We start from the raw sequence: 24,282 nt of genomic DNA, 5'->3' as shown, positions 1-24,282 counted from the left end.
ATCAGAATGAACCCATAATGGTCTCGCCGCAAGACCAATCGGAATCGTTAACATTCCCGTATTCACGGGAAGGCTGGGAGATGGCTGGGAGTGGTGCCGCGGTGACGTCGGGCCTGCTGCAACAGCAGCTCGACATGCCGTCGCGCGTCGACGAGATCACCGACCGGCTGGTCACCGCGATCGCGCTCGGCGAGTACCTGCCCGGCACCCGCCTGCCCGTCGAACGGGAACTGGCCGCCTCACTCGGCGTCGGCCGGATGACCGTGCGCGCCGCACTGGCGCGGTTGGTCGACCGGGGTCTGCTGGAGACCAGACGCGGCCGCGGCGGCGGCTCCTACGTGCTCGAACAGTGGCGGGAGACGTCCCCCGAATCGGTCGGGCGCACGCTGGCGATGCGGTTGGGCGAATTGCGCGACCGGTGCGACGCGGTGTGCCGGCTGCACGGTGCGATCTGCCGCGCGGCGGCCGAGAGCCGCACCGCCGACGACGTGGCCGCCCTGCGCGGGGCGCTCGAGGGTTTCCGCGCCGCGAACAGCGGCGTCGAGGCGCAGCAGGCCGACAGTCGGCTGCATTTGACCATCATGGACGCCGCCCACAATCCCGTGCTCAAGAAACTGCTGCTCGACCTCGAGGCGTCGGTGAGCATCGCCGCACCGGCCCACCCGTGGGGGGAGAACGACACGATGGCCGCGATGGAGCGGCGGGCCCTGCACGACCACGAACACCTCGTCGACGCGATCGTCGACGGCCGGCCCGACGACGCCGACGCGATCGCCCGCGCCCACGTCGCCATCGATTTCGAGCTCATCGCCGCGGCCATGCGCCGCGCGGGCGTGCTGACTGACTAGGGTGGCGCCGTGGCCGAGACCGCGCCGCTGCGCGTACAGCTGATCGCCAAGACCGAGTTCGTGGCGCCACCGGACGTGCCGTGGGAGACCGACGCCGACGGCGGGTCCGCACTCGTCGAGTTCGCCGGCCGGGCCTGCTACCAGAGCTGGTCCAAACCCAACCCGCGGACCGCGACCAACGCCGCCTACCTGCGGCACATCATCGACGTCGGGCATCTTTCGGTGCTCGAGCACGCCTCGGTGACGTTCTACATCACCGGCATCTCGCGCTCCTGCACCCACGAGTTGATCCGGCATCGCCACTTCTCCTATTCGCAGCTCTCGCAGCGCTACGTTCCCGAACACGACTCCCAGGTCGTCGTCCCGCCGGGCATCGAGGGCGACCCCGACCTGGAGGAGTTGTTCACCACGGCGGCCGATGCGAGCCGCGCCGCCTACACCGAGCTGCTGGCGCGACTCGAGGACAAGCTCATGGGCGATGAGCCCGGGGGAAGACGGGCGACGCTGCGCCGCAAACAGGCCCGGCAGGCCGCGCGTGCGGTGTTGCCCAACGCCACCGAGACACGCATCGTCGTCAGCGGTAACTACCGGGCCTGGCGGCACTTCATCGCGATGCGGGCCAGCGAGCACGCCGACGTCGAGATCCGCCGACTGGCCATCGCCTGCCTGCGGGAACTGGTGGTCGTGGCCCCCGCGGTGTTCGCTGACTTCGAGATCTACGCCCTGGCGGACGGCACGGAGGTCGCGACCACCCCGCTCGTCACCGAGGCGTGAGGTCAAGCGGGTAATCTTGGCGTCCGTGAGTACCAGCGGATTCGATGTGACGGCCCGATTGGGCACCGTGCTCACCGCGATGGTCACCCCGTTCAAGTCCGACGGCTCCCTCGACACCGCGACCGCCGCGCGCCTGGCCACCCACCTGGTGGACTCCGGCTGCGACGGCCTGGTCGTCTCCGGCACCACCGGCGAGTCGCCGACCACCACCGACGCCGAGAAGCAGATCCTGCTGCGCACCGTGCTCGAAGCGGTGGGGGACCGGGCGCGGATCATCGCCGGTGTCGGCACCTACGACACCGCCCACAGCGTGGCGGGCGCCAAGGCCGCCGCCGCCGAGGGCGCCCACGGCCTGCTGGTCGTCACGCCCTACTACTCGCGGCCACCCCAGGCCGGGCTGCTGGCGCACTTCACCACGGTCGCCGACGCCACCGACCTGCCCGTCGTGCTCTACGACATCCCGCCGCGCTCGGTGGTCCCCATCGAGTGGCGCACCATCCGGAAACTGGCCGAACACCCGAACATCGTCGCGATCAAGGACGCCAAGGCCGACCTGCACGGCGGCAGCCGGATCATCGCCGAGACGGGGCTGGCGTACTACTCCGGCGACGATGCGCTCAACCTTCCGTGGCTGGCCATGGGTGCGGTCGGGTTCATCAGCGTATGGGGCCACCTCGCCGCCGGTCAGATCCGAGAGATGATGCACGCCTTCAACTCCGGCGACGTCGCGACCGCCCGCAAGATCAACGCGACCCTCGCGCCGCTGGCCGACGCCCAGGCCCGGCTCGGCGGTGTCACGATGGCCAAGGCGGGGCTCGGCCTGCTCGGCTTCGACGTCGGTTGCCCGCGTCTGCCGCAGATCCCGCCCACCCCCGAGGATCTGACGGCGCTCGCGGCGGACATGCGCGCCGCGGCGGTGCTGCGGTGACGCCGTGACCGCAGAACTGCGTCCCCCCGGCCCGCTCGCGGTCGGCGGACTCCGCGTGACCGCGCTGGGCGGGATCAGCGAAATCGGCCGCAACATGACCGTTTTCGAGCATCTGGGCCGGCTGCTCATCATCGACTGCGGGGTGCTCTTCCCCGGGCACGACGAACCCGGGGTCGACCTGATCCTGCCGGACCTGCGCCACGTCGAGGACCGCCTCGACGACGTCGAGGCGCTGGTGGTCACCCACGCCCACGAGGACCACATCGGCGCCATCCCGCATCTGCTCAAACTGCGTCCCGACATCCCCGTCGTGGGTTCGAAGTTCACGCTCGCGCTGGTACGCGAGAAGTGCCGCGAACACCGCATCAAACCGGTGTTCGTCGAGGTGGCCGAGGGGGAGAGCAGCAGCCACGGCGTCTTCGAATGTGAGTACTTCGCGGTCAACCATTCGATCCCGGGCTGTCTGGCCGTGGCGCTGCACACCGGCGCGGGCACCGTCCTGCACACCGGCGACATCAAACTCGACCAGCTGCCGCTCGACGGCAGACCCACCGACCTGCCCGGGATGTCGCGTCTCGGCGACGCGGGTGTCGACCTGTTCCTGTGTGACAGCACCAACGCCGACCGCCCCGGCGTGGGCCCGTCGGAGAGCGAGATCGGCCCGACGCTGCACCGGTTGATGCGCGGTGCCGACGGCCGGGTGATCGTCGCGTGCTTCGCGTCCAACGTCGACCGCGTCCAGCAGATCATCGATGCCGCAGTCGCTTTGGGTCGCCGGGTGGCGTTCGTCGGCCGCTCCATGGTGCGCAACATGGGCATCGCGCGGGAGCTCGGCTACCTCAAGGTCGACGACTCCGATGTGCTCGACATCGCCGCCGCGGAGATGATGCCCGCCGACCGGGTCGTGTTGATCACCACCGGAACCCAGGGCGAGCCGATGGCGGCGCTGTCGCGGATGTCGCGCGGTGAGCACCGCAGCATCACGCTGACCGCGGGCGATCTGATCATCCTGTCCTCATCGCTGATCCCGGGTAACGAGGAGGCCGTCTACGGCGTCATCGACTCGCTGGCCAAGATCGGCGCCCGGGTGGTGACGAACGCTCATGCGCGCGTTCACGTCTCGGGCCATGCCTATGCCGGCGAACTGCTGTTCCTCTACAACGGGGTCCGGCCGCGCAACGTGATGCCGGTCCACGGGACGTGGCGTCACCTGCGCGCCAACGCGGCGCTGGCCGCGAGCACCGGGGTCGACCCCGAGCGGATCGTGGTGGCGGAGAACGGTGTCAGCGTCGACCTGGTCGCCGGTAAGGCGAGCATCGCGGGTGCGGTGCCGGTGGGGAAGATGTTCGTCGACGGACTCATCACCGGCGACGTGGGGGAGACCACGCTGGGCGAACGCCTGGTGCTGTCCTCGGGTTTCGTCGCGGTCACCGTCGTGGTGCATCGCGGGACCGGGAAGCCCGCGGGGCCGGCGCACCTGCACTCGCGCGGATTCTCCGAGGATCCCAAGGCACTCGAACCCGCCGCCCGCAAGGTGGAGCAGGAACTCGAGCGGCTGGCCGCGGACACCGTCACCGATCCGGCGCGGATCGCCCAGGCCGTGCGGCGCGCCGTCGGCAAGTGGGTGGGCGAGACCTACCGGCGGCAGCCGATGATCGTGCCGACAGTGATCGAGATCTGACATCTGCCGGTCCCTGACAGAATTTCAACCGTTCGGACGAGGCGCGATCCGACACCGCGATGGTTCCATTAGCCGGAAGCGTCAATAACACGTCTTCCCTGGTTGAGGCGTTAGCGGAAGGATCGCCATGAATGCTCACCAGCTCGTTCACCCCTGGCATCTGGCGGCGGCGTGGAAGCAGGCGCATCGGCGTCGCGACGTGGTGCTGGACGTCAACGCACCGAGTGTGACGACGCCGGGCGCGCACTGGTGGAATCCCCATACCCTGCCCGAGAGCCGGTCGCACTACTACCCGTCGCGGTGCGTGTACCTGGAGTCCTCGGAACTGTCCCGGATGATGGACCGCCTCTAGGGTGTGTCAGCGCTTGTTGACGAACCCGGCGTCCACCGGCAGCGTGACCCCGGTGATGTAGCGCGCCTCGTCGGAGGCCAGGAACGCCACCGCGGCCGCGATGTCCTCGGGGTCGAGCGTCTGGACGGGCAGCGCGTTCCCCATATCGGGTCCCCCTTGGGACTCCTGGGCCAGCCCTTTGAGCCAGCTGCGGGTGAACTCGTTGTCGATCATCGGCGTGTTCACCCCGGCAGGGTGCACGGAGTTGACCCGGATGCTGTGGCCGGCAAGCAGATTCGCGTACACCCGCATGATGCCGACGATGCCGTGTTTGGCGGCGGCGTACCCGATGGAGCCGGCCATCGGCGAGGACAGGCCGACCAGACCCGCCACCGAACTGGTCAGCACGATCGAACCGCCGTTACCCGCCTTGATCATCGGCCGCATCGCGACGTCGACGGTGTGGTAGACCCCGGTCAGGTTGACGTCGATGACGTCCTGCCAGGCATCCTCACCCGCCATGGGTGCGATACCGGCGTTGGCGACCACCACGTCGAGCCGCCCGCCGAGTCGGTCGACGCCGGCGATCAGCGCCGACTTCAGCGCGGCGCGGTCACGGACGTCGGCCTGGGCTGCCACGATGCGGGCGCCGGTGTCCTCGACGAGTTTGACCGTCGCCGCCAGATCGTCGGGTGTGGCGAGCGGATACGGCACGGAGGCGATCTGGTCGCACAGGTCGACCGCGATGATGTCCGCGCCGTCGGAGGCGAGCCGGACCGCGTGCGCGCGCCCCTGCCCGCGCGCCGCGCCGGTGATGAAGGCGACCTTGCCCTCGAGTGGACGCATCGGCGTCAGGGCCGCAGCTGACCCTTGGCCGGATCACCGGCGGGAACGGCCTGGGCCACCTTGATGTCCGGGGCCCCGGCGAGGTGGTCGCCCAGGTCGGCGAACATCTGCGTGACAGCGGGGGCCTTGCTGTGGGTGTTCAGCGCGTCGGCGTCGGCCCACTGCTCGACGAAGATGAAGAGGCCGCCGTCGGCCTCGTGCAGCGAGTACAGGTCGCAGCCGGGTTCGCCGTGGACCGCCTCGATGGTCCTGGTCAGGATGCCGCGCACCGTCTCGACGGATTCCGGTTTGACGGGCAGGGTGGCGACGACGGTCACGGGCATGCGCGACTGCTCCTCGGTGAGTTCGGCGGGTTGGTCGGACAGGTGTCCACCCTACTCATCGGCAACCGCTCGGAGACGGGGCTGAAACCAATCTGTGACCCGTGTGGCTGATGGTGCATGTGGGACGCAAGCGACTAGGCTGGACCCCATGGCTGGTAAGACCGTCGCCCGCTCTGGCGCCCGTACGAGCAGGTCAAAGGCCGGAACGCGGAGTGGGGCGCGGCCGGGCCGGCCCGCGAAGTCCGCGGCGGCCCGTCGCAAACCCGCACCGCGGCGTACCGCGTCGCCCGTCGGCGCCGCCGGGGCCGCGGTCGGCCGCGGGGCCCGCGCCGGGTGGCTGATGCTGGCGCGCGGAGCAGGCAGCACCGCGCGTTCGGTCGGTCGCGCCCGCGAGATCGAACCCGGACATCGGCGCGACGGGATCGCGCTGGCCCTGCTGGGCATCGCGGTCGTGGTGGCCGCCGCGTCGTGGTTCGACGCCGCCCGTCCCGTCGGCGCGTGGATCGACACGGTGTTTCGCTCGCTCGTCGGCGATGCGGTGATGCTCGTGCCGATCGTGCTCACCGCGATCGCCGTGGTGCTCATGCGCAGCGAACCCGATCCCGAGGCGCGGCCCCGCCTGCTTCTCGGCGGCGCGATGATCGCGCTGCCCGCGCTGGGGCTCTGGCACCTGTGGTCGGGCTCGCCGCATGCGCCGGGGGAGCGGCAGCAGGCGGGCGGGTTCGCCGGATTCGCGATCGGAGGTCCGCTCGCCGACGGCCTCACCCCCTGGATCGCCGCCCCGCTGCTGTTCATCGGGGTCCTCTTCGGGCTGCTGCTGATCACCGGCACGACCATCCGCGAGGTGCCCGAGACGGTGCGGGCCATGTTCTCCACGCGCTACGACGACGAGTACGACGACGAGTATTACGAGTACGACGACGAGGCCGCCGAAGAGTATTACGACGACGAGGCGCCGGAAGCCGCTGCGCGCGACGACTTCTCGGACGGCTACTACGACGACCCCGCGACCTCGCGCGACGACAGGCTCTGGCCGTCGGGGTCGCCCATGGACAACTACCCCCTTGACCCGCAGGACAGCGAACCGCCGACCCTGCCCGAGGTACCCGCACTGCCCGCGGCGCCCGTCGCCGAGGCCAAACCGAAGCGCAAGAAGGCACCGGTCGAGAAGAAGCCGGTCGACGAACAGGACACGCTGTCGCTCGACCGGGTCGTCGAGGGGCCCTACACGCTGCCGTCACTGGACCTGCTCGTCGCCGGCGATCCGCCGAAGCTGCGCAGCGCCGCCAACGAGAAGATGGAAGAGGCCATCACCTCGGTGCTGCAGCAGTTCAAGGTCGACGCCGCCGTCACCGGCTGCACCCGCGGCCCGACCGTCACCCGCTACGAGGTCGAACTCGGCCCCGGTGTGAAGGTCGAGAAGATCACCGCACTGCACCGCAACATCGCCTACGCGGTCGCCACCGAGAGCGTCCGCATGCTGGCGCCCATCCCGGGCAAGTCGGCCGTCGGCATCGAGGTGCCCAACACCGACCGCGAGATGGTGCGCCTCGCCGACGTGCTCACCGCGCCCACCACCCGCCGCGACCACCACCCGCTGGTGATCGGGCTCGGCAAGGACATCGAGGGCGACTTCATCTCGGCCAACCTCGCGAAGATGCCGCACCTGCTGGTCGCCGGGTCGACCGGCTCCGGTAAGTCGAGCTTCGTCAACTCGATGCTGGTGTCGCTGCTCGCCCGCGCGACACCGGACGAGGTCCGGATGATCCTCATCGATCCGAAGATGGTGGAGCTGACGCCGTACGAGGGCATCCCGCACCTGATCACGCCGATCATCACCGAACCGAAGAAGGCCGCCGCGGCGCTGGCCTGGCTGGTCGAGGAGATGGAGCAGCGCTACCAGGACATGCAGGCCTCCCGGGTGCGCCACATCGACGTGTTCAACGAGAAGGTGCGCAGCGGCGAGATCACCGCACCGCTGGGCAGCGAGCGCGTCTACAAGCCCTACCCGTACATCCTCGCGATCGTGGACGAGCTCGCCGACCTCATGATGACCGCGCCGCGCGACGTCGAGGACGCGATCGTGCGGATCACCCAGAAGGCCCGTGCCGCCGGTATCCATCTCGTGCTGGCCACCCAGCGGCCCTCGGTCGACGTCGTCACCGGTCTGATCAAGACCAACGTGCCGTCCCGGTTGGCGTTCGCGACCTCGTCGCTGACCGACAGCCGCGTCATCCTCGACCAGCCCGGCGCCGAGAAGCTCATCGGTATGGGCGACGGGCTGTTCCTGCCGATGGGTGCCGGTAAGCCGATCCGCCTGCAGGGCGCCTTCATCACCGACGAGGAGATCCAGGCCGTCGTCAACGCGACCAAGGATCAGGCCGAACCCGAGTTCATCGAGGGCGTCACCGCGGTCAAGGCGGGTGAGAAGAAGGACGTCGACCCCGACATCGGCGATGACATGGACGTGTTCCTGCAGGCCGTCGAACTCGTGGTGTCCAGCCAGTTCGGGTCCACCTCGATGCTGCAGCGCAAGCTGCGGGTCGGCTTCGCCAAGGCCGGCCGGTTGATGGACCTGATGGAGACCCGCGGCATCGTGGGCCCGTCGGAGGGGTCCAAGGCCCGGGAGGTGCTGGTCAAACCCGACGAGCTGGCGGGCACCCTGATGCTGATCCGCGGCGGGGCCGATGCCAACGGCGCCGACGCCGACGACGACGAGTAGCGGTTTCGGCGCGCTCGCGTGCGCGCAGCGTATGCGAGCGCGCCGAAATCGCTAGAGGGTGAGCAGCATTCGGGTGTTGCCGAGGATGTTCGGCTTGACGTAGGACAGGTCGAGGAATTCCGCGACACCGGTGTCGTACGAGCGGCACATCTCCTCGTAGACCTCCGCCGTCACCGGGGTGCCGTCGATCTCGGCGAAGCCGTGCCTGCCGAAGAACTCCACCTCGAAGGTGAGCACGAAGATCCGCTCGAGCCGCAACTCGCGCGCCACGTCGAGCAATCGCGACACGATGCGGTGCCCCACGCCGCGGCCCCGGACCTTCGGATGCACCGCGACCGTGCGCACCTCGCCGAGGTCGGCCCACAGCACGTGCAATGCGCCACACCCGATGAGCTCGTCGTCCTCCTCGGCGACCCAGAACTCCTGTACGGCCTCGTAGATGTTGACGAGGTTCTTCTCGAGCAGGATCTTGCCGGCATAGATGTCGACGAGCGCTTTGATCGCCGGGACGTCGGACGTGCGCGCCCGGCGCACGATGACCCCGTCGGCGACGCTTGGGCCCGTGTTCTCATCGGCTGCGCTCACGCTGCGAGAATATCGGCAGAGCCAACCGATATTCTGTGGCGGTGTCGGGCCCGTCTCCTACTGATCCGGTGGTGCCGCGCGCCCGAGTGGCCAACATCGCCAACGTCCTCACCGGTGTGCGCTTCATCCTCGTGCCGGTCTTCCTCGCCGCGCTGTTCGTCGGCGACGGCCATGAAACGTATTGGCGCGTGGTCGCATTCGTGGTGTTCGCCGTGGCGGTGATCACCGACCGGTTCGACGGTGCGCTGGCCCGCAGCTACGGCATGGTCACTGAATTCGGCGCGCTGGCCGACCCCATCGCCGACAAGGCACTGATCGGTTCGGCGCTGGTCGGTCTGTCGGTACTCGGCGACCTGCCGTGGTGGGTGACGTCGGTCATCCTGGCCCGTGAGCTCGCCGTGACCGTGCTGCGCTTCGCGGTGCTGCGGCACGGGGTGATCCCGGCCAGTCGCGGCGGCAAGCTCAAGACTCTGGTGCAGGCCGTCGCGATCGGGCTGTTCGTGCTGCCGCTGGCGGCCTGGCCGGGGCCCTGGCTGGCGGTGGCGTGGGTGATCATGGTGGCCGCCGTGGTCCTGACTGTGCTCACCGGTCTGGACTACGTCCTCTCTGCGATCCGGGACTCCCGTGACCGACCCGCTGCTCACTGACGACGCCCGCGCACTGGTCGCCGACCTGACCGTGCGCCACCAGAGCGTCGCGACCGCCGAATCGCTGACCGCGGGCCTGCTGACCGCCACGCTGGCCGGCGTGCCCGGCGCGAGCGCGGTGCTGCGCGGCGGGTTGGTCACCTACACCGAGGACACCAAGATCGCACTGGCCGGGGTGGCGCCGCAGGTTCTCGATGCCGTCGGACCCGTCGCCGCCCCGACCGCGCGGGCGCTGGCGGTCGGGGCGCGGCAGCGCTGCGCGGCCACCTGGGGTGTCGGGTTGACCGGCGTCGCCGGGCCCGAACCGCACGGCGGCCATCCGGTGGGCACCGTCTTCCTCGGCCTGGCCGGCCCGGTGCACACCGAGGTGGTCGAACTGCGCCTGGCCGGGTCGCGGTGGGAGATCCGCAGGGCCGCGGTCGACGCGGCGATCAGCCACCTGCGCGCACTCGTCGCGCAGCAGTGATCTGAAACTCTTCGAATCCTGGGAACCGCGTCGGCGCCGAGGGCGTTGTGCAGGTAGCAACCCAGCCAACGAAGGAGGGCACGATGGCGGCATTGCTGCGCGAGGTTATCGGCGACGTGCTGCGCCGTGCCCGCACCGAACAGGGCCGGACCCTGCGTGAGGTCTCCGATACCGCCCGGGTCAGCCTGGGTTATCTCTCCGAGGTGGAACGCGGCCGCAAAGAGGCCTCGAGCGAGTTGCTGAGTGCCATCTGCGGCGCGCTGGACGTCCCGCTGTCGCGGGTGCTCGCCGACGCGGGTGAGGAACTCGCCCATCAGGAGCACATCGGCGCGACCTCGTCGATCGACGTCAGCACGAAGGTCGTGATCCCGCAGTCGGTGTCGATGGCCGTTGCGTGACCCGGCCTGACGCCCCCGAACCCTCTGCGGGGGTGTGGTGACGTGTACAGAACCGATAAGTTGGCAACAGGACTTAGTCGACTAGACCCGAAGGCGGAGTGAAGCGATGGCCAACCCGTTCGTCAAGGCGTGGAAGTACATGATGGCGCTGTTCAGCTCCAAGGTCGACGAGTACGCCGATCCGAAGGTGCAGATCCAGCAGGCGATCGAAGAGGCGCAGCGCCAGCACCAGGCCCTCACCCAGCAGGCAGCCCAGGTCATCGGCAACCAGCGTCAGCTGGAGATGCGGCTCAACCGCCAGCTCGCCGACATCGAGAAGCTGCAGGTCAACGTCCGCCAGGCGCTCACGCTGGCCGACCAGGCGGTCGCGAACGGCGACACCGCCAAGGCGACCGAGTACAACAACGCCGCCGAGGCGTTCGCCGCGCAGCTGGTCACCGCCGAGCAGAGCGTCGAAGACCTCAAGACCCTGCATGACCAGGCGCTGCAGGCCGCGGGACAGGCCAAGAAGGCCGTCGAGCAGAACGCGATGATGCTGCAGCAGAAGATCGCCGAGCGCACCAAACTGCTCAGCCAGCTCGAACAGGCCAAGATGCAGGAGCAGGTCAGTTCCTCGCTGCGGTCGATGAGCGAGCTCGCCGCACCGGGCACCACGCCCAGCCTCGACGAGGTGCGCCAGAAGATCGAGCGGCGCTACGCCAACGCGATGGGCGAGGCCGAACTCGCGCAGAACTCTGTACAGGGCCGCATGCTCGAGGTGCAGCAGGCCAGTGTGCAGATGGCCGGCCACTCCCGGCTCGAGCAGATCCGCGCCTCGATGCGGGGCGACGCCCTGCCGTCCGGTGGCGCCACCCCGGCGGCCAATCCCGCGACTCCGGCCGCCAACCCGGCTGCGCCGACGCCGGAAAACCCGTTGTCGCAATAGTTCCCGTGAGGTGAGGCAGTGAAGACGCAGAGCAGGCCGGCCCCGACGATGTGGCGTTCGATGGTGCAACGCGGGGTCGACACCGCCGCAGAGCTGTCCGACGTGGTCGCCGACAAGCTGCACGCCGCTGCCGATCCGCGGGCGAAACTGCTGCGCAAGCGGCGGTGGGCGCTGCGGCTGGGGTTGTTCTTCGCCGTCACCAGCGTGTTCTGGATCCTCGTCACTGCGGTACTGGCCGCGTGGAGCACACCGTTCTGGGTCTTCATCATCACCGGGGCGATCGCCGCGGGGGCGATGTTCCCCGCCACCCTGCTGTTGCTGCGCTACCGCTGGCTGCGCGCCGAACCGCTGCCGCCCGCCCGCACCAGGGGTTCGCGCCGGCTCCCGCCGTGGACTTCGGCTGCCCGCCCGCCGATGGCGGCGCTGCAGAACGCCGAACGCGCGTTGTTCTCCCTACTCGGGGTGATGGAACGCGGGCGCATGCTGCCGCACGACGAACTGCGCGAGTTGACCACCGCGGCGCAGCAGAGCGCGGCCACCATGGCCGCGACCGCCGCGGAGGTGGCGTCGATGGAACGCGCCATGTCCTCGGCGCCGATGTCGCGCAACCACCTGCAGTCGACGGTGCGCGCGTTCACCGCGCAGATGGACCAGGGTGTGCGCCAGTATCACGAAATGGTCGATGCAGCAGCGCAACTCGTGGCGGCGGCCAACAACGGCCCGATGTCCAGCTCACCCATGTACGGCCGGCGCCACCGCGAGGAACTCGTCGCGGCCACCGACCGGCTGCAGGGCTGGGCGCAGGCGTTCGACGAACTGGGTCACCTGCGCCGCGCTTAGACCGCTACATCGTCGGGCGGAGCGCGGGGAACGGTACGGCCAGCAGACCGCGCACCGTCGAGGTGAGGAAGCCGAGCTTGTCGAAGTAGTCCCGCCACACCGTGACCTTGCCCGCGTGCACCTCGAAGACGCCGCACACCCAGAACTGCAACCGCACCGGACCGAAGATGAGCGCGTCGGTGCGTTCGGTGAGCACGGTGTCGCCCTCGGCGGCGATGTTGTGGAACTTCACCTCGAACCGCATCCGCCCCTGGCCGCTGCGGAAGAGCTTGGAGATGCGGGTGCGCCCGCGGATGATCGGGAAGCCGACGTTGTGCCAGGCGATGTGGTCGGCCATCAAGGACTCCGCGGCGTCGAAGTCCTCGTCCTGGAGGCCGAAGAGGAAGGTCTCCACCGTGCGGGCGTTGGTCGTGCTCTGCAGGGCTGACGTGGAGCCGTTGCTCGAGTCGGTCATGGGCTCAGGGTAGTCCGCGCCCGCGGGCACTGGACGGTTGTTGCTGTGGCAGGGTGAGCGGGTGCGTGTCGCCGTCGTCGCCGGTCCGGATCCGGGGCACGCGTTCCCCGCGATCGCCCTGTGCCGGAAATTCGCCGCCGCGGGCGACGAGCCCACGCTGCTGACCGGGGTCGAATGGCTCGACACTGCCCGAGCGGCCGGTGTGAACGCCGAGGAACTCCTCGGACTCGACCCCACCGAGGACGATGACGACGCCGACGCCGGCGCCAAGATCCACCGCCGCGCCGCCCGGATGGCGGTGCTCAACGCGCCGGTGCTCGAGGCCCTGAACCCAGACCTCGTAGTGTCCGACGTCATCACCGCATGCGGGGGGCTGGCCGCCGAACTGCTCGGCCGCCCCTGGGTGGAGCTCAACCCGCATCCGCTGTACCGGCCGTCGAGGGGGTTGCCGCCCATCGGCAGCGGACTGGCGCCCGGCGTGGGCGTACGGGGCAGGCTGCGGGATGCGGTGATGCGGGCGCTCACCGCGCGGTCATGGCGGCAGGGGCTGGCTCAGCGCGCCGAGGCCCGAACCGGGATTGGACTGCCCGCCGAGGATCCCGGCCCGCTGCGGCGGCTGATCGCCACGCTGCCCGCCCTGGAGGTGCCCCGTCCGGACTGGCCCGCCGAGGCGGTCCTCGTCGGCCCGCTGCACTTCGAGCCCACCGCGCAGGTGCTCGACGTTCCCGCCGGCGACGGCCCGGTCGTACTGGTCGCCCCGTCGACGGCCACGACGGGCGAACGTGGGGTCGCCGAGGTGGCGCTCGAGGTTTTGACGCCCGGTAGCGTATTGCCCGCCGGCGCGCGGGTGGTGGTGTCCCGGTTGTCGGGGCCCGACGGTCCGGTGCCGCCCTGGGCGGCGGTCGGGCTGGGCCGTCAGGACGAACTGCTCACCCACGCCGACGTGGTGATCTGCGGTGGCGGCCACGGTATGGTGGCCAAGACACTGCTGGCCGGGGTGCCGATGGTGGTGGTACCCGGCGGCGGCGACCAGTGGGAGATCGCCAATCGTGTTGTCCGGCAAGGCAGTGCGCAGCTGGTGCGACCGTTGAGCGGACCGGCGCTCGCGGCGGCCGTGCGGGAGGTGCTCGACACCCCCGGTTACCGGGCCGCGGCACGCCTGGCGGCGGAGACTGCGGGACAGGTCACCGATCCGGTACAGGTGTGCCGCCGCACGCTCGCGTAATTTGGTGGCGTGCGACTGACGGAATTCCACGAACTCGTCGACGGCCAGTTCGGCTCGATCCGCGGCCGGTCGCTGCTCGTCGACCATGTGCTCAGTGGCTTCGGTGGGCGCACCGCCGCCCAGGCCATCGAGGAGGGCGTCGAGCCCCGCGACGTGTGGCGGGCGCTGTGCGCCGATTTCGACGTCCCGCGCGATCAGTGGTGAGGGGCGTCAGCCCGTGTCGGTGACCGGTTTCACCGCTCCGGTCGGCCCGCCGGTGTCCGGTTTCGCCGACGTCTGCCTGCCCCCGTAGGGCGGTACGGCGGGTTCGGCGTCCGAGGGCGGCGCCTCGGTCTTCTCGCTCCCGGTCTGCTCGGGGTCGCCCTGTTCGGGATGCGAGGGCACCGTCTCGTCACCGCGATAGGTGCCCGACGGCCGGTCGGCGGGCCCGCCCGACGGCGCATCCGACCCGGTGTCCCGGGAGCCCGGCGCCCCGCGTCGCTCCTGCGGTTCCTCCGACAGCCGTTCGTTCGTGCTACTCATCTCAACTCCTCTCCAGAACGTCGTTGACGAGGGCGAGGGTCACCGACGTGGCGGTCTGCAGCGCCGTGACGTCGCCCTCGGTCAGGGCCCCGCACACCCAGTCCCAGTGCGCGGCGACCAGGTCGCCCGGTCGGGGTGTGTCCGACAGTGCGGTCCCGTCCCTGCGCCACCGCACCCGCTCGCAGCGGGGGGCGCCCAGTCCCAGCGCCCGGTCCGTCACCGTCAGCGGCCGGCTGCTCAGCACGACGTGGTCGTCGTCGACGTATTCGACCGTGCCCCAACGGATCCGGCACATCTGCATGATTCGCAGCGGTGTCGCGGGGTCGCGGTCGAGGAAACGGATCCAGGGGTACACGACGAGAACGTGGAAACTGTGGTGCGCCGACACCCCGTGTTCGGCCACCGCGTCGAGCAGACCCGTCACCTGACCGGCGAACGCGCACCGCAACCGCGTCAGCAGATCCGACGGGTCCACCGCCGCCAGCAGCGCCCCGCCGATCCAATAGCTGTGCACCACCTCGTCGTCGAGCACGTCCGCATTCCCGGCGGCGGCCAATGCCTCCAGGTACGGCCAGGCGCCGTCGAACTCCCGGGCCCGGCCCGCCAACCCGGCGCCCGCGACGCCGGGCGGGCCGCAGTACCCGAGTTCGTTGGGCGGGAACGCGTACTGCGCGAAGAGGGTGCGGCCGTCCCGCCGGGTCCGCAGTGCCATGTCAGCAGATCCGCGGAAGTTGTTCGCCCACCGGCAGATCCACCACCCGGGTGCCGCCGAGCGCGGTGCGCGCCACGACCATGCCCGGATGGTCGGCCACGCACGTGCCGATGAGCGCGGCGCGGGCGCCCAGCGGGTGGTCCCGCATCGCCGTCAGCACCCGCTCGGCGCCCGCGGCGGGCACGAACGCCACCAGCTTGCCCTCGTTGGCCACGTACATCGGGTCCAGGCCGAGCAGCCCGCACGCGTCGCGCACCTGCGGCGGTATCGGCAGCGCCCGCTCGTCGAGGGCGATGCCGACCGACGCGGCCCTGGCGATCTCGTTGAGCGTGGCCGCCATACCGCCCCGGGTGGGGTCACGCAGCGTGTGGATGTCGGCGCCGGTGTCGATCATCGCGGCGACCAGTCCGTGCAGCGGCGCCGTGTCGCTGGCGACGGTCGTCGCGAACTCCAACCCCTCGCGGCAACTCATCACCGCGACCCCGTGGACCCCGATGTCGCCGCTGACGATGACGGCGTCGCCCACGCTCGCGCGCTGCGGCCGGATGTCGACTCGCGGATCGATGAGCCCGATGCCGCTGGTGTTGATGTAGACGCCGTCACCGTGGCCGGAGTCGACGACCTTGGTGTCGCCGGTCACCAGTTTCACGCCCGCGGCCAGCGCCGCGGTGCCGACCGCCTGGGCGACGCGGGCCAACTCGTCGAGCGGCGTGCCCTCCTCGAGGATGAACGCCGTCGACAGCACCGTCGGCGTCGCACCGGCCATGGCGAGGTCGTTCACGGTGCCGTTGACCGCGAGGTCGCCGATCGTGCCGCCCGGGAACACCATCGGTTTGACGACGAAGGAGTCCGTGGAGAAGGCGAGCCGGGTGCCGTCGACCTCGACGACGGCGGCGTCGCCCAGCGCGGCGTCGGCGGCCGGGCCGTATGCGGGCAGGAACAGGTGCTCGATGAGTTCACCGGACATCGCACCGCCGCCGCCGTGGCCCATCACGATGTTCGGCGAATCGCGCAGTGGGGCAGGGCACACCCAGCTGTCCATATCGATGGCCGCGCTGTCCTCACGCATGGCTCACCTCGAGCCGCCGATACAGGTAGTACGCTGCGCACGCGCCCTCCGACGACACCATGGTCGCGCCGAGCGGATTCCGTGGTGTGCACACCGTGCCGAACGCCGCGCACTCGTGCGGTTTGATCAACCCCTGCAGCACCTCACCCGACCGGCACAGCGTGGACTCCTCGGTGTGGATGTCGGTCACCGCGAACCGGTACTCGGCGTCGAACTCCCGGTAGGCGGGGGAGAGCCGCCACCCGCTGGCCGGGATCATCCCGATGCCGCGCCAACTGCGGTCGGTGGGCTCGAAGACGTCGGTCAGCATCGCCTTGGCCGCCGGATTGCCCTCGGCGCGGACCGCGCGCGGGTAGGCGTTCTCCAGTTCGTGGCGGCCGGCTTCGAGTTGCACGACGGTGCGCCGGATGCCCTCGAGGATGTCGAGTGGTTCGAAACCGGTGACCACGATCGGGATGCCGTACTTGTCGCACAGCGGCGGATACTCGTCGGTGCCCATCACCGAGCAGACGTGGCCGGCGGCGAGGAACGCCTGCACGCGGCAGGTGGGGGATTCCATGATCGCCGAGATCGCTGGCGGCACCAGCACATGCGACACCAGCAGTGAGAAGTTGGTGATGCCGAGACGCCGGGCCTGGTAGACGGTCATCGCGTTGGCCGGGGCGGTGGTCTCGAATCCGATGCCGAAGAACACCACCTGCCGGTCCGGGTTCTGGCGGGCCACGGTCAGCGCATCCAGCGGCGAGTACACCACGCGCACGTCACCGCCCTCGCTCTTGACCCGGAACAGGTCCTTCTCGCTGCCCGGTACGCGCAGCATGTCGCCGAACGAGCAGAAGATCACCTCGGGCCTGGACGCGATCTCCAACGCCTTGTCGATGATCTCCAGCGGCGTGACGCACACCGGGCACCCCGGGCCGTGGATCATCTCGATCTGATCGGGCAGCAGCTGGTCGATACCGTGGCGGATGATCGAATGCGTCTGGCCGCCACAGACTTCCATGATCGACCAGCGCCGGGTCGTGACGGCCTTGATCTGTGCCACGAGCCGGGCCGCCAACTCGGGGTCACTGAACTCGTCGAGGTACTTCATCCCGTCACCTCCCGCTGTCGGGGTTGGCCACACCGGCTTGGCGGGCGGCCAGTTCGAATCCGTCACCGAACTCCTCGGCCAGGACGCCGAGATGTTCGAATTCGCGCAGGGTGCGCATCGCCGACTCCTCGTCGAGGCGCTGGATCGCGAATCCGACGTGCACCACCACGTACTGGCCCTCGCGCGCATCGGGAATGTATTGCAGGCACACGTCTTTCTTGATGCCGCCGAAGTCGACGACGGCCATCAGCGTGCCGTCGCGGTCGGACACGCTCTCGATCTTCCCCGGAACCGCCAGACACATCGGCGTTCTCCCTTCTACGATCCCATGTTCGCGACCATCAGTTGGCCCAGCGCGATACCGCCGTCGTTCGGCGGCACCCGGTGGTGGGTCAGCACCGGGGTGCCACGTGCGGCGAAGCCCTCGAGCACCATCCGCAGCAGCAGCGCGTTCTGGAAGACGCCGCCCGAGAGCGCCACCACCGATCCGGTCCCGTCGGCGAGTCGCAGGACGAGGTCGGCGACGGCGCGGTGGAACCGCCACCCGACCACGGCCGCGGACACCCCGCGAGCGACGTCGGCGACGATCGCGCGCAGCACAGGGGCGGGCTCGATCAGCGCCGGCGCGGCGGTCTCGTCGACGGAGAACGCATACGGCGCAGGCGGATCGGTGACCATGCGGGCCAGCCCCTCCAACTCGATCGCCGCCTGCGCCTCGTAGTCCACGCGCTGCCGGACTCCCGCCAGGGCGGCGACGGCGTCGAAGAGCCGGCCCATGCTCGACGTCGGTACGCAGTGCAGTCCGGTCCCGAGTTGGTGGCGCAGCACCCGTCGCTCGTCGTCGGGGCATGCGCGCACCGGCGGTAACCCGTCGTCCCAGGGGAGTCCGGCCGCCAACAGATGCGCGAGCGCCATCCGGTAGGGCCGTCGCACGCTGACGTCGCCGCCGGGCAGCGGGACGTAGCGCAGCGCGGCGGTCCGGCGGTATCCCTTGTAGTCGGCGACCATCACCTCGCCACCCCAGACCGCGCCGTCCGGCCCGTAACCGGTTCCGTCGAAGGCGAATCCGAGTACCGGCTCGTCGAGGCCGTGTTCGGCCATCACCGCCGCGATGTGGGCGTGGTGGTGCTGGACGGTGCGCACCGGCCTACCGCGCGCATGCCGGTGCGCCCAGTCGGTGGAGCGGTACCGGGGGTGGGCGTCGGCGGCCACGATGGTGGGTGCCACGCCGGTGAGCAGGCGCAGGTGCTCTTCGGCCGCGGTGAACGCCGACAGCGTCGCCAGATCGTCCATGTCACCGATGTGCTGGCTCAGCCAGGCGTAGCGGCCGTCGGCGACGGCCATCGTGTTCTTGAGGTCGGCCCCGACCGCCAGCGTCGGCGCGACCGGGACGGGCAGCGCCACCGGCAGCGGCGCGTATCCGCGGGACCGCCGCACGGGCAGTTCCCTGCCGTCGACGACCCGCACCACCGAGTCGTCACACGGGACGAGGATCGGCCGGTCGTGGCACAGCCACCCGTCGGCCAGACCCGCCAACCGCTCGAGGGCGTCGTCGTCGCGGTAGCACAGCGGTTCACCGGCGAGGTTCCCCGACGTCATCACCAGCACCTGCGGGCCCGGTTCGTCGCCGGGCAGCCCGAACAGCAGGGTGTGCAGCGGTGAATAGGCCAGCAGCACACCGAGATCGGGGATGGCGGGTGCCACCGCCACCGCGACGGGCGCCCCGGGCCGGCGCGGCGCCAGCACGATCGGGCGTTGCGGCCCGGTGAGCACGCGCGCGGCGGCATCGTCGAGCACGGCGATCCGGTGTGCGGTGGGGAGGTCGGGCACCATGACCGCGAACGGTTTGTCGCCGCGGCGTTTGCGCCGTCGCAGTTCCGTCACCGCCGATGCGTCGGCGGCGTCGCAGGCCAGGTGGTAGCCGCCGATGCCCTTGACCGCCACGACGCCGCCGTCGCGCAGGAGCCGCCGGGCCTGCGCCAGCGCCGCCTCGCCGGACCGCGCCGGGGTGCCACCGGTGTGGAAGGTCAACGTGGGACCGCACCGCGGACAGCACACCGGCTGGGCGTGGAAGCGGCGGTCGCCGGGGTCGACGTATTCGCGGGCGCAGTCGGCGCACATCGCGAACCCGGCCATCGACGTGGCGGCGCGGTCGTAGGGCAGGGCGGCGATGATGGTGAACCGCGGGCCGCAGTTGGTGCAGTTGACGAACGGGTGGCGATAGCGCCGGTTGCGCGGATCACGTTGTTCGGCGGCACATTCCGCACACATCGCGACGTCGGGCGAGGTCAGCGTGCGGCCGCCGCCGCGGGAGGTGCCCGCGATGACGAAATCGGTACCGCCGGCGGGCGGGAGCTCGACGGTGTCGACACCCTCGACGACCGCGAGCGGCGGCGGGTGGTCACGCACCCGGTCGAGGAAGTCCGCGACCGCAGCCGCGGCGCCCTCCACCTCGATGACCGCGCCCGCGCTGTCGTTGCGCACCGAGCCGGACAGCCCGAGCGCGGTGGCCGTCGTGTACACGAACGGGCGGAACCCGACGCCCTGCACCACGCCGCGTACGCACACCCGCACCCGCCGGCGCGTCACGGCCCGTCCTCCGTCACCGCTCCGCGCCCCATGAGTTCCAGACCCGCCATCGCGGCGGCGGCGCCGGCCGCATCGGTCTTCTCGACCACGAACCCCATGTGGATGATCACCCAGTCGCCGGGGCGGAACGTCTCGTCGGGCAACATGCCGACGTTGACCCGGCGATGCTCACCGGCGACGTCGACCAGCGCGAGCTGATCGCCGTAACCGTCGACCATCCGCACCACCCGGCCGGGGATCCCGAGGCACATGGCTCACCCGGTCTCCGCCACGACCGTCGCGACCGCCCACACCGCATCGGGCACCGCGGCGGCGACCGGGTCGCTCAGCCCGATGCCCTCGGTCACATCGGCCACCTCGCATCCGATCACCAGCGTGCGGGGCGGGCGGCCGCCGAGAGTGGCCAGGCTCGCGAACACCGCGCCCGGATCCATCGCGTGGGCGTCGACACCAGTTGTGCCGCCGACGGTTCCGGTGTCCGCCTCGAAGACGTGCAGGGTGCCCGGGGCGCCGCGGTTGGGGACGGCGTCGACCAGCACCAGCAGATCCCACCCGTCGAGCAGATCGTAGGCCAGGTGCATACCGCGGATCCCGTAGTCGACCACCCGGATCCGCGGGTCGACGACCACGGGTGCGACGTGGCGGATCACCTCGGGACCGAATCCGTCGTCGCCGAGGAAGATGTTGCCGATGCCGGCGATCAGGGTGCGGGACGTGGGGTCACCCACTCACATCCGGCGTATCTTCATGTAGCGCCGGGCATCCGGTATCGACCGCACCCCCAGCAGGACCGCGAACACCGCGACCATCGCCGCGAGGACCACGGCGATCCAGCCGACTACCTCCATGACGGGCTCCCTTCGTTGAGCGGTTCCACCTCGTCGGGTGCGAAGTACAGGTAGCGCCCGTACGCGTCGTGCACGTCCGCGGCGGGATCGTCCTCCAGGACGACACCGATCTGCGCGTCACCGTCGACGGTCTCGTGCACCGACGCGACGCGCGCGACCCGGCCCGCGTAGAACAGGTCCTGGGCGTCGGCGCGCCGCGACGGGTGTAGCCGCACCCGGCTCCCTCGGCTCACCCGGATCCCGTCGACCAGCACGGCATCGTGGTCGGGTGCGACGGCGGTGTCGGCCACCGGATCCCACCAGTCGACGCCCTCGGGGACCTCCGGGATCAGCGGGGGATCGGCGGCGTGCGGGTCGCGCAGCACCCCGTGCAGGGTGAGCATGGCCTCCGGCGACATCCCGTCGCACCGGTCGATGATCGCCGCGGCACGCGGATCGGTGGCGCGGGCCTGCGCCTTCTCCTCGTCGGTCATGGTCATCACACGCAGGGTGAGGATCTCGTCGATCTCGGTCGAATCGTAGAGCGGGCCGTCGCTCTGTTCGGCGATCTCGGGATGGTCATAGAGGATGATCGGCGACACCAGCATCAGATCCCGGGCGCCCGGCGGTCCGGCCAGCACCGGGAAGCACCGGTGGTGGGTGCACCGGGCGGCGGCGCCCGCCGCGGCCGCAGGCGGGTCGAGCAGCGAGACGAATGCGCCGTCGCGGACCTCGGCGAGTACGTGCGTACCGATCAGTGAACGGGCGGTCGCATCGACCTTGTCGGCCGCGGTCGGGCCGGTGTTGCGGACCGTCACGGTCACCCGGATGAACGCCCCGTCGGGCTCGGTGTGGACGATCAGCTCAGCGCGCAGCGCACACCGGGTGCGCACCAGCCGCCCGCCACCGACCGGTTCGACCGCGCACCCGGACCCGACATCCAGCGGCGCGTGCAGCGTCACGGTCTCCAGCGGGACGGTGTCCACCGGGACCTCGACGGCGACGGCCTCATCCCACGTCACCCAGCACCCGCCGGTCGTGACCAGCTCGTCGACCGGGGCGAATCCGCCTCGCGCCGAGAGCTTCTCGACGCAGCGGTGCTGTAACTGCAGGAACCGCACCACCACCGACAGCGTCGCCCGGCCGGCCGGCTCGACGAGCAGTTGCGCCGACATCGTGTCGTCCTCCCCGACACCCGCCTCCGCCGCGCCGGGCGGGCTCAGCACGCCGAACTGCCAGCGCGCCTGGTTCTTCGCCGAAGTGGCCCGGTACGGGTAGAGCAGGTACCCCTCGTAGAGCACCGCGTCGGCGACGGCGCGGGCCCGATCCCATGCGGCGGTCATGGCACCCCCTGTTCGGCTCCGGCCAGCAGCGCCGTGAGCGCTTCGTCGCAGGACAGCCAACCGTGCGCCGACCGGTACGCGCACAGGGCGTCGACGGTCTCGTGCCGCACCCGCAGCCACCCGGTGCCGGGATAGTGCAGCGCGATCATCTCCCGCCACACCGCGACGGGCAGGTCGTACCGGTCCTCGCGGTCCCAGGGGATCTGGGTGACCGCCAGACCCCGCGCACCCGCGCGGAACACGGTGCCGCTGAACAGGAACTGGGTCGGGATCGTGCCGTCGCGCAGAGCGTGCAGGTACTTCGCCGACGCCACCTCCACGTCGTAGGTGCACTCCAGCGGCAGGTCGACGGTCGTGGTTGCGGTGAACCCGGGCACGACCGTCGCGGCGTGCTGCCACAGGAACGTGTGCTGGGTGGCCGACCACCGCTCACGCGGGCCGAACAGATCGCGCAGGGCATCGGCTTCGGCGTCGGTGTAGGTGCGGCGCAGCGGGTCGATGCGCACCTGCGCGCGGACCGCGAGCGCGTGGACGGGATCGTCGCCCGCACCGCCGATCTCGATACGCGCGGTGAGGACCGGAGTGACCGAATACTGTTCGGCCACCACATCGCGCACCCGGAACGTCAAATCGCCGGTCATCGCGTCACGCCTGCGCTGCGGGCCTCGACCGAGGCGAAGAACCCGGCCAGGTACTCGCGCACCTCCGCGCCGCCGTCGAAACCCCGCCACAGCATGCGCATCCGGCCCACGAGTTCGTAACAGGCGTCGATCGGCAGCAGGTAGCCGGTCGCGCCGCGCTCGTCGGTGGGCATGCGCACCAGGAGCGCCTCGGTGTCCGGGGCGGGCAGGTCGACGCGCGGGTCCGCGGTACGCACGTCCTGCCAGGCCGCGAGGTCGAGTTCGGACTCCGTCGCGCCCGCAGGCCCGGGGTAGAACGCGACCGTGCGCTGCAGCGCCGAGTTGTGGAAGAAGAACGCGAGCCCGACGGGGATCTGCAGCGCCTCCCACCGGCGCCGGTCGATCGCCAGGTCGGTGAACGTGGAATACCGTTGCGGCACCGCACGGTAGCGCAACGCCGCATGGGCGTCGGTGAACAGCAGATAGCACCCACGGCACACGCACATCAGCCTGCGGTCCTCGACGCCGACCACGTGCCCGTGGTCGGCGGCGATCGGTTCGGCGCACATCTCGCAGCGTTCGCCCGCCGGCGGTGGCGCCGATCTGGCGGCGCGGATGCGCGCCAGCACGTCGTGGGCGGGCAGCGTCATCAGGCCACCTCCTCGGCGATCGCCATGGACCACACGCCTGCGCGCTGGAGGACCGGCACGGGGTCGAGATGTTGGGAGACCCCGACACCCGTGCCGGCCGCGACCACGTCGAACTCCGCACCGCAGCGCGGACAGCCCAGCGTCCCGCCGTCGAGCCGGGCCCCTGCGAGCGAGCGTGTGCACGTCGGGCACCGGTCGCGGTAGGCATAGACCACATCCCCGAGCCGACAGGCCAGCACCACGGTGCCCGCCACCGCGAAGCCGCCGATCTCCCCGGGCGCCAACTCGTCGAGCGGGGGCACCGACACCCACCGGACCGGGCCGCGCACCCGGGTGAACAGCGATTCGGCCGGGATCAGCGTCGAATCAGGCGCGGCGGCAACGACTTCGATCATGTCGATCTCCGGGGCCGCCGCCCGGACCGCATCCTCCACGGCCAGTTCGAGCGTCTTCGCCGACGACGGGCAACCACGGCAGTTCCCGGAGAACCGGAGCCGCACCGTCGCGCCGTCGACCTCGAGCAGGTGCACGTCGCCGCCGTGTGACCCGAGGTAGGGGCGCACGGTGTCCAGCGCGTCGCCGATCCGCCGTTCGACGCTGTGCGGATGCAGACCGTGCACCAGCAGCAGGCTGGCGATCAACCGGTCCGCGGCGACGGCCTCGGCGAGTGACGGCTGGGCGTCCAGCGCCAACCTCAGCAGCCGGGCCAGCGCCGCACCGTAGAGATCGGTGACCTCGCCGACGAGTCGTTCGGCACGCTCACGGGCGGCGCCGCCGCCGACCGAACTGGCGTCCAGCAGCGTCTGGATGCGCTCGCCGGCAGTCGCCCACTGCGCGTCCTCGCGGTCCGGTGACGCGCCCATG

29 protein-coding genes are annotated in these 24,282 nt (G+C 70.6%); 13 read left to right on the top strand and 16 right to left on the bottom strand.

Features of this window, described 5'->3' with window-relative positions; all coding sequences use genetic code 11:
- Positions 1 to 80 precede the first annotated feature (80 nt).
- The 5 genes from AU194_RS30660 (at position 81) to AU194_RS30640 (ending at position 4,583) form a co-directional block, all read left to right on the top strand.
- Complete coding sequence (locus AU194_RS30660) at positions 81 to 848, top strand: FadR/GntR family transcriptional regulator (protein ID WP_059093010.1); 768 nt, start codon at positions 81 to 83, stop codon at positions 846 to 848.
- Between the two features lie 9 nt (positions 849 to 857).
- Positions 858 to 1,622: an FAD-dependent thymidylate synthase gene (thyX, locus tag AU194_RS30655; protein WP_059093009.1), complete on the top strand. Its 765-nt coding sequence runs from the start codon at positions 858 to 860 to the stop codon at positions 1,620 to 1,622.
- Between the two features lie 25 nt (positions 1,623 to 1,647).
- A complete protein-coding gene (gene dapA / locus AU194_RS30650; RefSeq protein ID WP_059093008.1) occupies positions 1,648 to 2,550 on the top strand; it encodes a 4-hydroxy-tetrahydrodipicolinate synthase in 903 nt (300 codons plus the stop codon).
- Positions 2,551 to 2,554: 4 nt separating this feature from the next.
- Entirely contained in the window at positions 2,555 to 4,231 is a 1,677-nt protein-coding gene (locus tag AU194_RS30645) for a ribonuclease J (protein WP_059093007.1), read from the top strand.
- Between the two features lie 127 nt (positions 4,232 to 4,358).
- On the top strand, positions 4,359 to 4,583 hold the full coding sequence (locus tag AU194_RS30640) for a hypothetical protein (protein WP_059093006.1): 225 nt from the start codon (positions 4,359 to 4,361) through the stop codon (positions 4,581 to 4,583).
- A gap of 6 nt (positions 4,584 to 4,589) precedes the next feature.
- On the opposite strand, the gene AU194_RS30635 is transcribed toward AU194_RS30640, so the two are convergent.
- Both AU194_RS30635 and AU194_RS30630 read right to left on the bottom strand, forming a co-directional pair.
- Positions 4,590 to 5,408, bottom strand: coding sequence for a mycofactocin-coupled SDR family oxidoreductase (locus tag AU194_RS30635; RefSeq protein WP_059093005.1), 819 nt, complete (start codon positions 5,406 to 5,408; stop codon positions 4,590 to 4,592).
- Between the two features lie 5 nt (positions 5,409 to 5,413).
- Positions 5,414 to 5,731 carry a putative quinol monooxygenase gene (locus AU194_RS30630; protein ID WP_059093004.1) on the bottom strand — a complete coding sequence of 106 codons (318 nt, stop codon included), beginning with the start codon at positions 5,729 to 5,731 and terminating at the stop codon, positions 5,414 to 5,416.
- 148 nt (positions 5,732 to 5,879) lie between these two features.
- Here AU194_RS30630 and AU194_RS30625 point away from each other — a divergent pair, with 148 nt between their 5' ends.
- Positions 5,880 to 8,453: a DNA translocase FtsK gene (locus tag AU194_RS30625; protein WP_197417785.1), complete on the top strand. Its 2,574-nt coding sequence runs from the start codon at positions 5,880 to 5,882 to the stop codon at positions 8,451 to 8,453.
- A 51-nt stretch (positions 8,454 to 8,504) separates the two neighbouring features.
- Here the strand turns inward: AU194_RS30625 and AU194_RS30620 are convergent, their stop codons facing one another.
- Positions 8,505 to 8,990, bottom strand: a complete 486-nt coding sequence (locus AU194_RS30620; RefSeq protein WP_197417789.1) for an amino-acid N-acetyltransferase — start codon at positions 8,988 to 8,990, stop codon at positions 8,505 to 8,507.
- Positions 8,991 to 9,073: 83 nt separating this feature from the next.
- Between AU194_RS30620 and pgsA the strand changes: the two genes are divergently transcribed.
- The 5 genes from pgsA to AU194_RS30595 all read left to right on the top strand — a co-directional run bounded on the left by pgsA (position 9,074) and on the right by AU194_RS30595 (position 12,314).
- The gene (gene pgsA / locus AU194_RS30615) at positions 9,074 to 9,685 is read left to right on the top strand and encodes a CDP-diacylglycerol--glycerol-3-phosphate 3-phosphatidyltransferase (RefSeq protein WP_197417784.1); all 612 of its coding nucleotides are present in this window, start codon (positions 9,074 to 9,076) and stop codon (positions 9,683 to 9,685) included.
- Complete coding sequence (locus AU194_RS30610) at positions 9,663 to 10,151, top strand: CinA family protein (RefSeq protein WP_059093002.1); 489 nt, start codon at positions 9,663 to 9,665, stop codon at positions 10,149 to 10,151. The genes pgsA and AU194_RS30610 overlap by 23 nt, the downstream gene beginning before the upstream one ends.
- An 83-nt stretch (positions 10,152 to 10,234) precedes the next feature.
- On the top strand, positions 10,235 to 10,549 hold the full coding sequence (clgR, locus tag AU194_RS30605) for a transcriptional regulator ClgR (protein ID WP_059093001.1): 315 nt from the start codon (positions 10,235 to 10,237) through the stop codon (positions 10,547 to 10,549).
- A 106-nt stretch (positions 10,550 to 10,655) separates the two neighbouring features.
- Positions 10,656 to 11,474, top strand: coding sequence for a phage shock protein PspA (gene pspA / locus AU194_RS30600; RefSeq protein WP_059093000.1), 819 nt, complete (start codon positions 10,656 to 10,658; stop codon positions 11,472 to 11,474).
- A gap of 18 nt (positions 11,475 to 11,492) precedes the next feature.
- Positions 11,493 to 12,314 carry a hypothetical protein gene (locus tag AU194_RS30595; RefSeq protein ID WP_059092999.1) on the top strand — a complete coding sequence of 274 codons (822 nt, stop codon included), beginning with the start codon at positions 11,493 to 11,495 and terminating at the stop codon, positions 12,312 to 12,314.
- Positions 12,315 to 12,318: 4 nt separating this feature from the next.
- On the opposite strand, the gene AU194_RS30590 is transcribed toward AU194_RS30595, so the two are convergent.
- Positions 12,319 to 12,768, bottom strand: a complete 450-nt coding sequence (locus AU194_RS30590; protein ID WP_059092998.1) for a limonene-1,2-epoxide hydrolase family protein — start codon at positions 12,766 to 12,768, stop codon at positions 12,319 to 12,321.
- Positions 12,769 to 12,829: 61 nt separating this feature from the next.
- Between AU194_RS30590 and AU194_RS30585 the strand changes: the two genes are divergently transcribed.
- Positions 12,830 to 13,993, top strand: a complete 1,164-nt coding sequence (locus AU194_RS30585) for a glycosyltransferase (protein WP_059092997.1) — start codon at positions 12,830 to 12,832, stop codon at positions 13,991 to 13,993.
- Between the two features lie 9 nt (positions 13,994 to 14,002).
- A complete protein-coding gene (locus tag AU194_RS30580) occupies positions 14,003 to 14,197 on the top strand; it encodes a DUF3046 domain-containing protein (protein ID WP_059092996.1) in 195 nt (64 codons plus the stop codon).
- Positions 14,198 to 14,203: 6 nt separating this feature from the next.
- On the opposite strand, the gene AU194_RS30575 is transcribed toward AU194_RS30580, so the two are convergent.
- The 12 genes from AU194_RS30575 to AU194_RS30520 all read right to left on the bottom strand — a co-directional run bounded on the left by AU194_RS30575 (position 14,204) and on the right by AU194_RS30520 (position 24,281).
- Entirely contained in the window at positions 14,204 to 14,515 is a 312-nt protein-coding gene (locus AU194_RS30575) for a hypothetical protein (RefSeq protein WP_059092995.1), read from the bottom strand.
- Position 14,516: 1 nt separating this feature from the next.
- On the bottom strand, positions 14,517 to 15,227 hold the full coding sequence (locus AU194_RS30570) for a DUF6390 family protein (RefSeq protein WP_059092994.1): 711 nt from the start codon (positions 15,225 to 15,227) through the stop codon (positions 14,517 to 14,519).
- Between the two features lies 1 nt (position 15,228).
- Positions 15,229 to 16,296, bottom strand: coding sequence for a hydrogenase expression/formation protein HypE (gene hypE, locus AU194_RS30565; protein WP_059092993.1), 1,068 nt, complete (start codon positions 16,294 to 16,296; stop codon positions 15,229 to 15,231).
- Entirely contained in the window at positions 16,289 to 17,389 is a 1,101-nt protein-coding gene (gene hypD, locus AU194_RS30560) for a hydrogenase formation protein HypD (RefSeq protein WP_059092992.1), read from the bottom strand. The genes hypE and hypD overlap by 8 nt, the downstream gene beginning before the upstream one ends.
- A gap of 4 nt (positions 17,390 to 17,393) precedes the next feature.
- Positions 17,394 to 17,693 carry a HypC/HybG/HupF family hydrogenase formation chaperone gene (locus AU194_RS30555; protein WP_059092991.1) on the bottom strand — a complete coding sequence of 100 codons (300 nt, stop codon included), beginning with the start codon at positions 17,691 to 17,693 and terminating at the stop codon, positions 17,394 to 17,396.
- A gap of 14 nt (positions 17,694 to 17,707) precedes the next feature.
- Positions 17,708 to 19,963, bottom strand: coding sequence for a carbamoyltransferase HypF (hypF, locus tag AU194_RS30550; RefSeq protein WP_059093036.1), 2,256 nt, complete (start codon positions 19,961 to 19,963; stop codon positions 17,708 to 17,710).
- A gap of 11 nt (positions 19,964 to 19,974) precedes the next feature.
- Positions 19,975 to 20,229, bottom strand: coding sequence for a HypC/HybG/HupF family hydrogenase formation chaperone (locus AU194_RS30545; protein ID WP_059092990.1), 255 nt, complete (start codon positions 20,227 to 20,229; stop codon positions 19,975 to 19,977).
- 3 nt (positions 20,230 to 20,232) lie between these two features.
- Positions 20,233 to 20,706, bottom strand: coding sequence for a hydrogenase maturation protease (locus AU194_RS30540; RefSeq protein ID WP_059092989.1), 474 nt, complete (start codon positions 20,704 to 20,706; stop codon positions 20,233 to 20,235).
- Positions 20,707 to 20,816: 110 nt separating this feature from the next.
- Positions 20,817 to 22,148 (bottom strand): hypothetical protein, encoded by a 1,332-nt coding sequence (locus AU194_RS30535; RefSeq protein ID WP_059092988.1) that lies wholly within the window; start codon positions 22,146 to 22,148, stop codon positions 20,817 to 20,819.
- Complete coding sequence (locus AU194_RS30530) at positions 22,145 to 22,789, bottom strand: DUF6084 family protein (RefSeq protein WP_059092987.1); 645 nt, start codon at positions 22,787 to 22,789, stop codon at positions 22,145 to 22,147. Before AU194_RS30530 ends, AU194_RS30535 begins: the two co-directional genes overlap by 4 nt.
- Positions 22,786 to 23,418: a DUF5947 family protein gene (locus AU194_RS30525; RefSeq protein WP_059092986.1), complete on the bottom strand. Its 633-nt coding sequence runs from the start codon at positions 23,416 to 23,418 to the stop codon at positions 22,786 to 22,788. The genes AU194_RS30530 and AU194_RS30525 overlap by 4 nt, the downstream gene beginning before the upstream one ends.
- Positions 23,418 to 24,281, bottom strand: a complete 864-nt coding sequence (locus AU194_RS30520) for a NifU family protein (RefSeq protein ID WP_059092985.1) — start codon at positions 24,279 to 24,281, stop codon at positions 23,418 to 23,420. Before AU194_RS30520 ends, AU194_RS30525 begins: the two co-directional genes overlap by 1 nt.
- Position 24,282: the final 1 nt, after the last annotated feature.

Source organism: Mycobacterium sp. GA-2829, assembly GCF_001499965.1.
Lineage (GTDB): Bacteria > Actinomycetota > Actinomycetes > Mycobacteriales > Mycobacteriaceae > Mycobacterium.
The sequence above is the reverse complement of the archived record's forward strand: the minus strand, read 5'-3'. Positions and strand labels throughout refer to the sequence as shown.

What these genes read in the sequence shown, in the direction of transcription:
- AU194_RS30660 (WP_059093010.1), top strand. Translation starts at nt 81, where the DNA reads ATGGCTGGGAGTGGTGCCGCGGTGACGTCGGGCCTGCTGCAACAGCAG.
- AU194_RS30640 (WP_059093006.1), top strand. Translation starts at nt 4,359, where the DNA reads ATGAATGCTCACCAGCTCGTTCACCCCTGGCATCTGGCGGCGGCGTGG.
- AU194_RS30635 (WP_059093005.1), bottom strand. Translation starts at nt 5,408, where the DNA reads ATGCGTCCACTCGAGGGCAAGGTCGCCTTCATCACCGGCGCGGCGCGC.
- AU194_RS30630 (WP_059093004.1), bottom strand. Translation starts at nt 5,731, where the DNA reads ATGCCCGTGACCGTCGTCGCCACCCTGCCCGTCAAACCGGAATCCGTC.
- AU194_RS30625 (WP_197417785.1), top strand. Translation starts at nt 5,880, where the DNA reads ATGGCTGGTAAGACCGTCGCCCGCTCTGGCGCCCGTACGAGCAGGTCA.
- clgR (WP_059093001.1), top strand. Translation starts at nt 10,235, where the DNA reads ATGGCGGCATTGCTGCGCGAGGTTATCGGCGACGTGCTGCGCCGTGCC.
- pspA (WP_059093000.1), top strand. Translation starts at nt 10,656, where the DNA reads ATGGCCAACCCGTTCGTCAAGGCGTGGAAGTACATGATGGCGCTGTTC.
- AU194_RS30590 (WP_059092998.1), bottom strand. Translation starts at nt 12,768, where the DNA reads ATGACCGACTCGAGCAACGGCTCCACGTCAGCCCTGCAGAGCACGACC.
- AU194_RS30575 (WP_059092995.1), bottom strand. Translation starts at nt 14,515, where the DNA reads ATGAGTAGCACGAACGAACGGCTGTCGGAGGAACCGCAGGAGCGACGC.
- AU194_RS30570 (WP_059092994.1), bottom strand. Translation starts at nt 15,227, where the DNA reads ATGGCACTGCGGACCCGGCGGGACGGCCGCACCCTCTTCGCGCAGTAC.
- hypE (WP_059092993.1), bottom strand. Translation starts at nt 16,296, where the DNA reads ATGCGTGAGGACAGCGCGGCCATCGATATGGACAGCTGGGTGTGCCCT.
- hypD (WP_059092992.1), bottom strand. Translation starts at nt 17,389, where the DNA reads ATGAAGTACCTCGACGAGTTCAGTGACCCCGAGTTGGCGGCCCGGCTC.
- AU194_RS30555 (WP_059092991.1), bottom strand. Translation starts at nt 17,693, where the DNA reads ATGTGTCTGGCGGTTCCGGGGAAGATCGAGAGCGTGTCCGACCGCGAC.
- AU194_RS30545 (WP_059092990.1), bottom strand. Translation starts at nt 20,229, where the DNA reads ATGTGCCTCGGGATCCCCGGCCGGGTGGTGCGGATGGTCGACGGTTAC.
- AU194_RS30535 (WP_059092988.1), bottom strand. Translation starts at nt 22,148, where the DNA reads ATGACCGCCGCATGGGATCGGGCCCGCGCCGTCGCCGACGCGGTGCTC.
- AU194_RS30530 (WP_059092987.1), bottom strand. Translation starts at nt 22,789, where the DNA reads ATGACCGGCGATTTGACGTTCCGGGTGCGCGATGTGGTGGCCGAACAG.
- AU194_RS30525 (WP_059092986.1), bottom strand. Translation starts at nt 23,418, where the DNA reads ATGACGCTGCCCGCCCACGACGTGCTGGCGCGCATCCGCGCCGCCAGA.
- AU194_RS30520 (WP_059092985.1), bottom strand. Translation starts at nt 24,281, where the DNA reads ATGGGCGCGTCACCGGACCGCGAGGACGCGCAGTGGGCGACTGCCGGC.